Here is a 13,440-nt window from a genome sequence, read left to right as displayed (position 1 = left end):
ATTTAAAACGGTTCAGCCTGTGACAGGCTTAAGCGCAACTTTTTTATGAGTTGCGCTTTTTTTGTGCCCAATATTTCTCATGAATAACCTTCTTCAAATAATTCGAACAACTAAGCCAACTTCTTCTAGTTTTGAATAAATTAGGCTTTTCTTATACTAATACCAATCGTAGTAAATAACTGCTCATCCTAGCTTGTTAAAACGCTCGATAACGGCGTTAGAATTTTTGATTGTAGAATAACTACTAACAGAAAAATTCTTCCTTGTTCTCAAGCCTTTTCTCTGTGCTATTTCTGAACATTTACTTACTGTGATTGGTATAAAAAATTTTGGATGACAGAGGTTTGGATATGGGTAAGTTAGTTGAAGGTGTTTGGCACGATGTGTGGTACGACACCAAAGAAAGCGGTGGTAAGTTCGTTCGTGAAGATGCGGGCTTTCGTAGTTGGATCGAGAACAAGACCGGCGTGCAATTTGAGCCAGAAAGTGGTCGTTACCATCTATACGTATCATTAGCTTGTCCTTGGGCGCACCGCACTCTAATCTTCCGAGAGCTGAAAGACCTAACTGATCATATTGATGTGACGGTAGTCTGCCCAGACATGATGAGTGAAGGGTGGCAAATGGGTTTGCCTGAACCTCTGTTTGGCCACACTCGCATGCACCAAATCTACACCCAAGCCAAACCGGACTATTCAGGTCGAGTAACGGTTCCTGTTTTATGGGATAAGAAAACCAACACCATCGTGAGCAACGAGTCGTCTGAAATCATCCGCATGTTCAATTCAGAATTTAATGAGTTAACAGGCAATACCGATGATTACTACCCATGGGAATTGGCGAGCAAGATTGACGAGTGGAACGACTACATCTATCCGAACATCAATAACGGTGTTTATCGTACTGGCTTTGCAACCACACAAGAAGCTTATGAAGAGGCGTATGACGCGTTATTTGAGGCGTTAGACAAAGTAGATACACATCTTAGTGAACATCGTTATCTAGCGGGTAATGACATCACAGAAGCAGATTGGAGATTGTTTACCACTCTGGTTAGATTCGATGCGGTGTATGTTGGCCACTTTAAGTGTAACAAGCAGCGAATTTCAGACTACGTCCATATTCAGGGCTACTTAAAAGAGCTGTACCAGATCGAAGGCATTAAAGAGACGACCGATTTTTATCACATCAAACGTCACTACTATTACAGCCACACAGGTATCAACCCAACTCAAGTTGTGCCGAAAGGACCTGCGCTGGATTTAGAATCAGCCCATGGGCGAGGTTAGATTCATCTTAAGAGTATCAAATAACCTTAAGCATTAGACATAAAAAAACCCTAGATAAGAATCTAGGGTTTTTTGCTTCTACAAAAGAAAAATTAGTTAATTACTTTTTCTTCAGCTTGAGCTGCTTGGTCTGCTTGGATAGCCGTTAGAGCTACTGTGTAAACGATATCGTCTACTAGAGCGCCACGAGACAAGTCATTTACTGGCTTGCGCATACCTTGAAGCATTGGACCGATAGACACTAGGTCTGCTGAACGCTGTACAGCTTTATAAGTCGTGTTACCAGTGTTTAGGTCTGGGAATACGAATACTGTCGCTTTACCTGCAACTGGAGAGTTAGGCGCTTTAGAAGCGGCTACGTTTTCCATGATTGCTGCGTCGTACTGAAGAGGACCGTCGATCACTAGATCAGGACGTTTCGCTTGAGCAAGTTTGGTTGCTTCACGTACTTTATCTACGTCTGCACCTTTACCAGATTCACCAGTAGAGTAAGAGATCATAGCAACGCGTGGGTCGATACCGAATGCCGCAGCAGAATCTGCAGATTGGATAGCGATTTCAGCAAGCTGTTCAGCTGTTGGATCTGGGTTGATCGCACAGTCACCGTATACAAGCACTTGATCAGGCAGAAGCATGAAGAAGATTGAAGATACGATAGAAGCATCAGGAGCCGTCTTGATGATCTGGAACGGAGGAACGATTGTGTTCGCCGTTGTGTGAACAGCACCAGAAACTAGGCCGTCAACTTCACCCGCTTCAAGCATCATAGTGCCTAGGAATACTGAATCGTTTAGCTTCTCACGAGCAACAACTTCAGTCATACCTTTAGCGCCACGAAGTTCTACTAGACGAGCTACGTAGTTTTCGCGAACAGATGCAGAATCGATGATCTCAACGCCAGCGCCTAGTTCAACACCTTGTTGTGCAGCAACGCGACGGATTTCGTCTGGGTTACCAAGAAGCACACAAGTTGCGATACCGCGCTCAGCACAGATAGAAGCTGCTTTAACAGTACGTGGCTCATCACCTTCAGGAAGAACGATACGCTTAGCCGCTTTACGAGCAAATTCAGTTAACTGGTAACGGAATGCTGGTGGGCTTAGACGACGAATGCCTTGAGTACCTTCAGATAGAGAATCAATCCAAGGGCCATCGATGTGGCTAGCAACGTGATCGTTAACGAACTCGATACGCTCTTTATCGTCTGCAGGTACTTCTAGGTTGAAGCTCTGTAGGTTAAGAGACGTCTGCCAAGTGTTACCTTGAGCCTTGAAGATCGGTAGACCTGAAGCGAATGCTGGTGCACAAAGGTTAGCAATGCTTTCTGGAATGTCGTAACCGCCAGTCAGTAGGATTGCGCCAATTTCAACACCGTTTTTCGCAGCAAGAGCCGCAGCAACGATAACGTCAGGACGGTCTGCAGAAGTTACTAGCAGTGAACCTGGCTTGAAGTGCTCAATCATGTGCGGTAGAGAGCGTGCACAGAAAGTGATGCTCTTAATACGACGAGTTGAGATTTCACCTTCGTTAACGATTTCAGCGTTAAGGTGCTTAGCCATATCAACCGCACGAGTAGCGATTAGGTCGATGCTCCATGGCACACAGCCAAGAACACGGATAGGGCTAGAGTTGAAGATTTGCATTACTTCAAGGTTCGCTTGTTGAGCGCTATCTGCATCATCGAAGATTTCAGAAAGGTCAGGGCGAGTACGGCCTGCTTCATCAACAGGAGCATTCAGTTTGTTAATAATAACGCCTGAGATGTTCTTGTTTTTAGTGCCGCCGAAGTTAGAACATGCTACTTCGATGTGCTCTTTAAGCTGACTAGGGTTGTATGTACCCGGAGTCGCAACGAATACGATCTCTGCGCCTAGTGTTTTAGCGATTTCCGCGTTCACTTGGTTAGCAAATGGGTGCTTACGAGTAGGTACTAGACCTTCGATTAGCGTTACTTCTGCGTCTTTGTTGATCTTGTTGTATTGCTCAACAACAGACTCTAGAAGCTCGTCCATTTTTTCGCTACCGATCAAAGCTTCAGCTTTAGTCATTGCGATTGGCTCACCAATCTTAATGTCGCTGTTTGCGCTGATGATAGTAGACGTTAAATCAGGTTGGTTACCACCGCTGCGAGGTTGAGCGATTGGCTTGTAGAAAGAAACACTTACGCCCTTACGCTCCATAGCGCGAAGAACACCCATGCTAACACTAGTAAGACCAACACCAGCGCTTGTAGGGATAAGCATAATAGTACGGGACATTGACGAACACCTTTGACTATTGGAAATAAAAAAAGCTCAACTGCTATTCCCACCGATATTTAAATTGGGGTAGGAATAGAAGTTGAGCCCCATTTTCTTGATATGAAAAACTGACTAGCTTCGAGTGAAGCTAGTCAGGAAAATCAATTAAAGACCTGCTAGTTTCGCAGTGTCTTCAGCAATTACTAGCTCTTCATTAGTAGAGATAACCATTGCAGGGATACGGCTGTTAGCTGTAGTGATAGTACCTTCGCCGCCGAAACGTGCTTTAAGGTTAGCTTCGCTGTCAACTTCGATGCCGAAGATGCCTAGGCGGTTAAGAACCATTTCACGGATTGGGCCAGAGTTCTCGCCGATGCCGCCAGTGAAAGTGATTGCGTCTAGACGACCTTCTAGAGTTGCAGTGTAACCAGCAACGTACTTAGCTAGACGGTGACAGAACACGTCCATTGCACGAGTTGCTTCTTCTTTCTCGCCGTAGTTGTCTTCAACGAAACGACAGTCAGAAGTCACTTCAGTTAGACCAGCAAGACCAGACTCTTTAGTTAGCATGTTGTTGATTTCTTCAACAGAGTAACCAAGAGCGTCGTGTAGGTGGAAGATGATCGCAGGATCTAGGTCACCACAACGAGTACCCATTACTAGACCTTCAAGAGGAGTAAGACCCATAGAAGTATCTACAGATTGACCGTTCTTGATAGCACATACAGATGCGCCGTTACCTAGGTGACAGTTGATGATGTTAACTTCTTCAACTGGCTTGTTTAGTAGACCAGCTACTTCACGAGTAATGAACAGGTGAGAAGTACCGTGCATGCCGTAACGACGGATGCCGTGCTCTTTGTACAGGTTGTACGGTAGAGCGTATAGGTAAGACTCAGAAGGCATTGTTTGGTGGAACGCAGTGTCAAATACAGCAACGTTTTGTAGACCAGGGAAGTTCTGTTGAGCCGCTTCGATACCGATAAGGTGAGCTGGGTTATGAAGAGGTGCGAAAGTCGCAGCGTCTTGAATACCCTTAAGAACTTCATCAGTGATAAGTGCAGAAGAAGTGAACTGCTCGCCACCGTGTACGATACGGTGACCGATAGCGCCAAGGTTAGCTTTAAGCTCAGGCTTAGAAGCAAGAATAGTTTCTACCATGAAAGATAGTGCTTCTACGTGAGCTGCGCCCGCGCCTAGTTGTGCTTCATGCTTGCCGTCAAGTTTCCACTTCATACGAGCTTCTGGAAGACCAAGACACTCAGCAAGACCAGTTAGGTGCTCAGCACCTGTTTCTGCATCAACAACAGCAAATTTAAGAGAAGAACTACCACAGTTTAAAACTAAAACTAGCTTAGACATTAATGACTACCTGTTTATTTTTCTGATCGAAATCAGTTAAGGATGAAAATTAATCTCAAGAATAGTCGAAGCACATAGGCTTGCGTACTAACCTTGGTCAAAAAAACGTTAATTTCCGTATTAAAGTGAAAGCGCACTTTTTCAGAAAAAGAGGCTTTTGCATTCCTTGCAGAAGTCGTCCCAAAGTTGCTTAAATTGTAAATAAGGGCAACAATGAGATTGAGGTCTGCAAATAATAGCGATATTGTGCAAATATAACAAAAAAATTTGAAAGAATATTATTTTTCGTCAAATTTTTGTGTTTTTAGTTGATGATTTCAACTTTTTTTTAATGGGAGACTCATATGAGTAATAGAGTTGGTTTAGCGAACAGTTTAAAAGATGGCCAAAAGTACATGGATCTCTGGCCTGTTCGAAAAGAGTTAAACGCTATCTTCCCTGAACAGCGCATCATTAAAGCCACGCGTTTTGGTGTGAAAGTGATGCCAGCGATAGCCGCTATTAGTATTCTTACACAAATGGTCTTCAACAATTATCATGCGATGCCGCAAGCTGTGGTTATGGCGTTGTTTGCTATCAGCTTGCCACTTCAAGGCATGTGGTGGTTAGGTAACCGTTCGAACACTCAATTACCGCCAGCATTGGTTTCGTGGTATCGAGAGTTGCACGAGAAGATCAGCGAAACAGGTTTTGCATTGGAACCAATGAAACCACGCCCTCGTTATAAAGAATTGGCGATCATTTTGAATCGCGCATTCCGCCAGTTAGATAAATCTTCAATGGAACGTTGGTTCTAAGAATATCGGACTTTCTCCTGTCGTCTGAGGACAGCTACACATCGATGTTGGCTTGTTCTCAGATTCGTTGCGTTTAATCTTTATTATTCGTTTCACTTATCTCTCGTTATTCACTTCGTTTCTTACCTAATAACTCAATCAAACTTACCTTTTCTCACATAATTCGAGCCTTGTTGTGTTTTTGTTAAATATCACTTCAACTTATCAATAGTTACTGGTAATACTATCAATAATGAATTTAATGTTGTTCTCTTTAGATCGAGCAATAACAACGAGAGCTTGATGAAGGGAGTATTGATGGGTTCTGTAAGAAGAGTATTAACGGCGACTTTGAGCTGTTTCCTGTTGCTATGGACAGGCAACGTGATGGCAAATATCGCCAAAGTCTCGGTTTCACAAGTTGTTGACCATCCTGATCTGAACGCGACACGTCTGGGGCTTCTTGAAGGGTTAAGAGCGAAAGGGTATGAACCCGGCAAAAACCTAGAGTTCTCCTATGAGATGGCCGATGGTAGTCCAGCGCAAGCGGCAAAAATAGCAAGAGAGTTGGCTAGCGAAAATCCTCACGTATTAGTTGGTATAGCCACGCCTACCTCGCAAGCATTGGTCTCCGCGACCCGATCTATTCCAATCGTATTTACCGCAGTGACCGACCCGATCGGTGCAAGGCTGGTCAAACAATTCAACAACCCCGGAAAAAACGTGACTGGTCTTTCTGATCTCTCCCCTGTGTCACAACACGTATTGTTGATTAAAGAACTATTCCCCAAAGCGAGTTCTATTGGTGTTGTCTACAACCCTGCAGAAGCCAACGCGGTTGCATTGATTAAGCTATTGAAGAAAGCAGCGCGAGCGAATGGATTCCAACTTCATACCGCAACAGCACTGACTATCGACGATGTGGAATCAAAAGCTGAATCTGTCGCTAAAAAGTCAGATGTTATCTACGCGCTGACCGACAACACGGTAGCAAGCGGTATTGAAGATCTAATCCAAGCAGCAAATCAATCCGGTACTCCGGTCGTCGCAGGAGCAACCTCTTACGTTGGAAAGGGCGCTATTGCTGGCTTAGGGCTAGATTATTATGACGTAGGTGTTCAAACCGCAGATTATGTGGCTGCAATACTTGAGGGACAAAAGCCCGGAAAGTTGAATGTGAAAACAGCGAAGAGCTCTCAACTTGTCGTCAATTTGGATGCGGCTCGTGAACTGGGCGTAACCCTTCCTCAATCTGTTATTGATCGTGCGATTGTTAGCCGTTAGTAGTAACCCGAATGATGAACATAGGTTGCATATAAATAATTTTGTTAACAGTATTAAAGCAGTTGATAGAAATTAGTAAATTAACTCAACATAATGGTCGTATTTCTCTAATTCGTTCTTTTATAAGTGGTTATTTTGTTCACTTCTAATGGGTTATTTGGCCGTGAGCTATGCTGTTAATATGAATTTACATTATTTTACATCGAGAGAGCTGACAATTAATGTCATAATATTAACGGGGTAAATGAAAATAGCTAAGCGCTAAGAGCACATGATATGAAAGTAAATAGGCACTTTAGCCTTACCTTTGTTTTAGGTTTCCCTGCTGTGATCGCAGCAATGTTACTTAGCTTGATTGCAAAGAATCATTTTGATTCAGTAGAAAAAGACATCAGCAGTGAATTTCAACGTATCGAAGAGGTTTTCAAGAGAACAACTAAGATCGTTACTGCGTTAGATTACAGTTTCTCCAATTACTATAAATCAGGTAATCCGCTCTTCCTCGATCACAATAAGCAAGTTGTGAATGGCCTATGCCAAATTTGGCCTATCGATGTTCTACTGCTCGCTGATGGAAAGACTTCAGATATCCCTTCTGTTGATATCGACTATATGCTGGTGGGAGAGGAGTCGTTATGCTCTGAAACGAGTGACAGCTACAAGAGTGCGTCAGAAAAAATCGCTTTAGCGCCTATCCTGTCATTTTTATCCCAACTCGATGAGTATCATGACGGTGTACATTTCATTGATACTCGTGGTTATGTTATTTCATCGCCGGAAGATTTTGCGAAAGGGTTAGGAAAAGAATTACTTTCAACCATCAAAAGCCGTCCTTACTGGCAAAAAACCGCCAACAACCCTGACCAATTAACCTTATCTGGTCCTGCCTATCGGTTTGATTCTCTTGACCGCATGATCAGTATGACAATCCCCGTTTTCCATAAAGGCGTACACCAAGGGATGTTATCAGTCGATATTGATGCCGATAAACTGCTCGCTAATGCTAACAAACACTTAGCGGGTCGAATTGATATTATTGATACTACTTTAACGAGTCCAAGTGACTCAGCTGCTTTCTATTATAAGATTGAGCTTGAAGGTGTTGCCTCCCATCATGCAATGTACTATGAATTGAATTTTTCTGATGAGGCGCGACATTTTTTCGTCTATGAAAAAGACAGTTTAATCGTCGCTATTATCGTATACCTGTTCTCGGTTACGATTTTCTTTTATGTTAACTCCAATATCGAACGCGGCTACTTCAAAGAACTTGCAGCCAAAGACCCAATGACAGGGTTATTGAATCGACGTGGCTTAGAAGCGTTTTGGCGCAGTGTGGAACATGATCAGTTGTTTGCTTTAACGGTGTTCGATATCGATGACTTCAAGTCGATAAATGATACCTTTGGCCACGATAAAGGTGATGATGTAATCCGCTATATGTCGCGCCAGATAAGCAATAGCATTCGAAGTAGTGATGTAGCAGCAAGATTTGGTGGTGAAGAGTTCGTTGTCTATCTGAAAGGGGATGATCGAGAAACATTGATCAGAACATTACAACGTGTAAAAAGTGCGGTTTGTTCTAAATCTGCGGATATCATTCCTAATGGCTTTACGATATCTGGCGGTGTGTGCATTGTTGAAACAGAACAAAGCAAACTTAACTTTGAAGAGATATTTAAGTACGCCGATGAAAAACTGTACGTGGCTAAGACGACCGGTAAAGACCGAATCGAGTTTTAACCACGTTATTGAAGTCTTGTGCTGTATAAGGAGGAGAGGGGCTGATGACTCTCCCTGGCTAAGGCATAGTTAAGCTGAGTGGAAATGCTCTTCTTGATAACGTTGTAGGCGCTCTACGATAGGCGGCGCTTTCTTGAAAGTACGAATTTCTTTAAACAGTTCGTTCGCTTCAGGGTAGCCTTTACTTAAATAGACAAACCACTGTTTCACTCTATTGGGGTAGTACATGCCTTTATCCCCTTTAATTTGAAACTCTGAATAGCGCAGTAAAAGCGCGATTACTTTATCCCATGGCATTTTCTGGTGGTTGTGCTTAACGACATTACCAAGGTTTGGAATGTTAAAAGCGCCACGGCAGACCATTAATGAGTCGACGCCCGTTGTCTCAATGCAATCTTGGCCATCTTGATAGTTCCAAATTTCCCCATTCGCAATCAACGGCAGAGAGGTTTTCTCTCTTATTTGGTTGATGTAATCCCATTTGATTTCGCTGGCTTTATAGCCGCCAACTTTGGTTCGCGCATGCACGGTGAGTTCGTCAGCTTTTGCTTGCTCGATAGCGTCGACAATTTCAAAGCACTCTTCAGGATGTTCCCAACCTAATCGAATTTTTGCGGACACCGGAATGTGTGCAGGTACCGCTTCACGGCAAGCTTTCACTACTTGATAGATGAGCTCTGGCTCTTTTAGTAGTGACGCCCCACCATTACTTTTATTTACTGCTTTCGCAGGGCACCCAAAGTTAATATCGATCCCTTTAGCGCCTAAGCTTGCTGCTTGGAAGGCATTTTCAGCCATCCAATTTGGGTGTTGTCCAAGAAGTTGGAGGTGAATAGGCACACCCGCCATGGTTTGAGAGCCTTGATGTAATTCAGGGCAAATACGGTGGAAAACATGCGGAGGAAGAAGTTGATCAACGATACGTACGAATTCTGTGACACAGAGATCATAGTCATTAATCTCCGTAAGAATTTCGCGCATTAGATGATCAAGAACGCCCTCCATAGGGCCAAGTATTACTCGCATGCTGTTTTTTACCGAAACTGAGTGGACCGAAAAATTAAGAGGCGTGATTGTACGGCTTGCTCACAGGATTGTCACTATGAGAGTGGGGGCTCCTGTTGTCATGTTTACTTGAGCGGTTAGTGGCGACATGCTGGGCTTGATAACGCTATAATGGACAAAATGATTTAAAACACTCGAGCTTTCATGACATATCAATTATTAAGCCTACCTGAACAAGTCACAGACATTACACCGCAGTTTATTGAAGGTGCAATTCTTGCTTCTAACTTAGCGACTAAACCATTAGATCCAGAAGAGTGGCTAGCTATCGTCGCGCCTGAAGCGGGTAAAGAGCTGGTAACAATCGTGACGGAACAAATTAACCGTCAGCACAACCTGATTCAGCGTAGTGAATACTTACTAGCCGATGTGTTTGCCGAAGGTGATTTTAACGAGCAATTCGCTGATTTCGCGGAAGGCTTTATGATGGTTTGGCCAACGATTGAAGAGCAGTGGCAAAGTGTGACAGTGGCGGATGGTACGCTACGTATGCTACAAGCGCTGCTAACGACATTGATGCTAGCAATCGATGAAGAACAAACTCAACAGCAAATGGTCGCTGCTGGCCTTCAGAATCCGCCATCGCTTGCAGACTTGGTTGGTCAGATTGATTTGATGATTTCTGAAGTGGCACTTGCGGCAGATGAAGCTATGCTGGGTAATAAGTCGCAAAGCGTGAACCCATTTAAAGACATTGGTCGAAACGATCTATGTCCGTGCGAAAGTGGCAAGAAATTCAAGCAATGCTGCGGTAAAAACAGCTAATCGAGACTTGTTGATGAGTAAGCTTGAATGAGCAACAGACTCTCTTTAACTGATAAAAAGCTTAAGCAATATAAAAGTCGACCTATTGGTCGACTTTTTCGTTTCTGAACATGATGCGTTAATTGTTAGTCATTCTTTGATTTTACGAATTGAGAAACAACAACAAAGCCGAAAGCAACCAAGTTACCCGCGAAGATAATGACCAGCCATTGAGGCATAGAAAGTTCTAAGAACTGCCAAACGACCTTGCTGCAGTCGCCGTAAGCTTCAAACATCCACGGAGCCCATTGGTTTAGAGGCGCCCAGCTAGGGAAGGTGACGAATAAATCACAGGTTGCGAAAGGTGACGGATTAAACTGGTAGTCAACATGTTGTAATGCCAGCATCAAACCTTTGTATGCGCCAAATCCCCAACCAGCCAGGCCTAGCCAACGCGATATCGGATTATTCGGCGCAATAGCACCAATCATTGCTGCGACACCGATAGCAAGCATGGCAACGCGTTCATAGATACACATCACGCAAGGGCCAAGCATCATTACGTGCTGGAAGAAAAGGGCACATGCTTCAAAAAATAGTATGAAAGCCAGCAGTAAAAGCCAAGATAAACGTCCCTTAGAGAAGTCTTTAAGCATTGCAAAAAAGTTCACGAATTTAATCCCGTCTATAAAATAAAAAAGCTCTGAATACTCAGAGCTTTTTATCTTGGATAAGTTTCCTAATCAACTAATATTTTTGATTAGTTAGATGCACTTATTGTGTTTTGCAACACGAAATCGGATTAGTGACCACCAGAAATCACTGGAGCAACAACTTCACCAGTGCGCTGAATGATCCAACCTGCATCGTAGAACCACGCTGTCATCGGTTCAACAAAGAACACGATACCAGCAAGGCCAACAAGAGCCAGTACGATAGTGTATGGCAAAGCCATGATAACCATGCGGCCGTAAGACAGTCGAATTAACGGGGCAAGTGCCGATGTTAATAAGAATAGGAATGCTGCTTGACCGTTTGGCGTAGCAACAGAAGGTAGGTTAGTACCTGTGTTGATAGCGACAGCAAGTAGGTCAAATTGGTCACGAGTGATGATGCCTTCAACCAGTGCAGTTTTCACTTCGTTGATGTAAACCGTACCTACGAACACGTTATCTGAAACCATCGATAAGATACCGTTGGCTACGTAGAAGAGTGCGAGCTGTGCGCCTTTATCTTCAACGTGAAGTACGGCATCGATCACTGGCTTAAATAGTCCCTGGTCGATGATTACTGCAACGACTGCGAAAAAGACAGCAAGAAGGGCAGTAAATGGTAGCGCTTCTTCAAAGGCTTTACCCATCGAGTGCTCTTCAATTACACCAGTAAATGCCGTTGCTAAGATGATAACTGAAAGGCCAATCAAACCGACTTCAGCCACGTGAAGCGCAAGGCCTACGATAAGCCAAACTGCGATTGCACTTTGAACCCATAGTTTTGCTACGTCTTGTTTTGTACGGTTTGCGCGTTCTTTGTTGTCAAATTCAACTAAGATTTGGCGAACGTTATTTGGCAGTTCTGCACCGTAACCAAATACTTTGAATTTCTCTACAAGTGCACAAGTGATAATGCCGCAGATGAATACAGGCAATGTTACCGGCAGCATACGGATGATAAATTCACCGAATTCCCAGCCTGCTTGCTTAGCAATCACTAAGTTTTGTGGTTCACCTACCATGGTCATTACACCACCGAGTGCAGTACCTACACCTGCGTGCATAAGTAGCGAACGTAGGAAAGCACGGTAGTTTTCTAAATCGTCACGAGTTAGCTCTGAGATCTCTTCATCATGAGTATGATCGTGTGCAGACGTTGTACCTTTGCCTGATGCAACCTTGTGATAAATAGAGTAGAAGCCGACCGCAACGCTAATAACTACGGCGATTACTGTTAGTGCGTCTAGGAATGCTGATAAGAAAGCAGCAGCAACACAGAAAGCAACAGAGAGTAAGATTTTAGATTGGATGCCAAGCAAGATCTTCGTGAAAATGAACAAAAGCAGTTCTTTCATGAAGTAAATACCAGCAACCATGAATACGAGTAAGAGTAATACAGGAAGGTTTGCTTGGAGCTCGTGATAAACCATTTCAGGTTTAGTCATGCCAATGGCGACTGCTTGAATGGCTAATAAACCACCCGGTTGAAGAGGGTAGCATTTTAGAGCCATAGCTAGAGTGAAAATAAACTCAACCACTAACAGCCAGCCCGCAACAAATGGGTCAACTAGGAAAAAAACAAACGGGTTGATGATTAAAAAGGAAATGATGGCAAGTTTATACCAATCAGGAGCTTTACCAAGGAAGTTCTTGATAAAAGCGTTTCCGAGAGACATCGGCATGTTAATACTCTTTTATGTTGATTATGAATAGACAAGCAATACAACATTTTGAGAATCGAGCTATAAAATTGATTAAAAACTATAACTAACAGTGACTTAGAAAAACTACATTCCATGTAATGTTCTGTGGTCTTGCCAAGTCACTCCCTTAGAAACTCAAGCACTGCTTATTTTTGAGCGCAACTCTACTCTTAGATAACATTTAGTCAACAGGAAAAGCCCTGTAGCACTAAAAATACCTCTTTTTTGTTGAGAAACGCGATCAAAGTAGCGCAAGCATACCACTTAAAATGTGATAAAAACCGACTAGAATCAATATTTCAGCGAAATGATTGAAATCAACATAATAAAGACTGTTTATGTGTGATTATTACAACTTAATATTGCATTTTAATTACTTTGTAAATATGACCAATACCATTGATTTTTAACGTTTTTTGTTGTGTTAATGAGTTGTTGGAATGGTGGTTTGTAGTCACTTGCTTTCCAAACTCTAAGTGTAAACGTGTGCTTAACTTTAGAGCTTTAGCTCTATTGTTATA

At 43.1% G+C, this 13,440-nt stretch carries 10 protein-coding genes; 5 read left to right on the top strand and 5 right to left on the bottom strand.

What is annotated here, in order from left to right:
- Positions 1-350: 350 nt before the first annotated feature.
- Positions 351-1,289, top strand: a complete 939-nt coding sequence (locus QUF19_RS11555) for a glutathione S-transferase family protein (protein ID WP_286293665.1) — start codon at positions 351-353, stop codon at positions 1,287-1,289.
- Between the two features lie 92 nt (positions 1,290-1,381).
- Here the strand turns inward: QUF19_RS11555 and pta are convergent, their stop codons facing one another.
- A complete protein-coding gene (pta, locus tag QUF19_RS11550) occupies positions 1,382-3,547 on the bottom strand; it encodes a phosphate acetyltransferase (RefSeq protein WP_102436984.1) in 2,166 nt (721 codons plus the stop codon).
- A gap of 147 nt (positions 3,548-3,694) precedes the next feature.
- Positions 3,695-4,891, bottom strand: coding sequence for an acetate kinase (locus QUF19_RS11545; protein WP_004734016.1), 1,197 nt, complete (start codon positions 4,889-4,891; stop codon positions 3,695-3,697).
- Between the two features lie 344 nt (positions 4,892-5,235).
- Between QUF19_RS11545 and yfbV the strand changes: the two genes are divergently transcribed.
- The 3 genes from yfbV (at position 5,236) to QUF19_RS11530 (ending at position 8,694) form a co-directional block, all read left to right on the top strand.
- Positions 5,236-5,688, top strand: a complete 453-nt coding sequence (yfbV, locus tag QUF19_RS11540; RefSeq protein WP_286293643.1) for a terminus macrodomain insulation protein YfbV — start codon at positions 5,236-5,238, stop codon at positions 5,686-5,688.
- A gap of 297 nt (positions 5,689-5,985) precedes the next feature.
- A complete protein-coding gene (locus QUF19_RS11535; RefSeq protein ID WP_286293640.1) occupies positions 5,986-6,951 on the top strand; it encodes an ABC transporter substrate binding protein in 966 nt (321 codons plus the stop codon).
- Between the two features lie 276 nt (positions 6,952-7,227).
- Entirely contained in the window at positions 7,228-8,694 is a 1,467-nt protein-coding gene (locus QUF19_RS11530) for a GGDEF domain-containing protein (protein WP_286293638.1), read from the top strand.
- Positions 8,695-8,763: 69 nt separating this feature from the next.
- Here the strand turns inward: QUF19_RS11530 and dusC are convergent, their stop codons facing one another.
- On the bottom strand, positions 8,764-9,720 hold the full coding sequence (gene dusC / locus QUF19_RS11525) for a tRNA dihydrouridine(16) synthase DusC (protein WP_286293636.1): 957 nt from the start codon (positions 9,718-9,720) through the stop codon (positions 8,764-8,766).
- Between the two features lie 183 nt (positions 9,721-9,903).
- Between dusC and QUF19_RS11520 the strand changes: the two genes are divergently transcribed.
- Complete coding sequence (locus QUF19_RS11520) at positions 9,904-10,524, top strand: YecA family protein (RefSeq protein ID WP_017111100.1); 621 nt, start codon at positions 9,904-9,906, stop codon at positions 10,522-10,524.
- Between the two features lie 125 nt (positions 10,525-10,649).
- On the opposite strand, the gene dsbB is transcribed toward QUF19_RS11520, so the two are convergent.
- Positions 10,650-11,174, bottom strand: a complete 525-nt coding sequence (gene dsbB, locus QUF19_RS11515) for a disulfide bond formation protein DsbB (RefSeq protein ID WP_102436992.1) — start codon at positions 11,172-11,174, stop codon at positions 10,650-10,652.
- 131 nt (positions 11,175-11,305) lie between these two features.
- A complete protein-coding gene (gene nhaB / locus QUF19_RS11510) occupies positions 11,306-12,898 on the bottom strand; it encodes a Na(+)/H(+) antiporter NhaB (protein ID WP_050646600.1) in 1,593 nt (530 codons plus the stop codon).
- Positions 12,899-13,440 lie beyond the last annotated feature (542 nt).

Origin of the sequence: Vibrio sp. FE10 (genome assembly GCF_030297155.1) — a bacterium.
In the GTDB taxonomy this organism is placed as follows: Bacteria; Pseudomonadota; Gammaproteobacteria; order Enterobacterales; family Vibrionaceae; genus Vibrio; species Vibrio apostichopi.
Note: the sequence above shows the minus strand (reverse complement) of the source record. Positions and strands in the feature narration are given on the sequence as shown.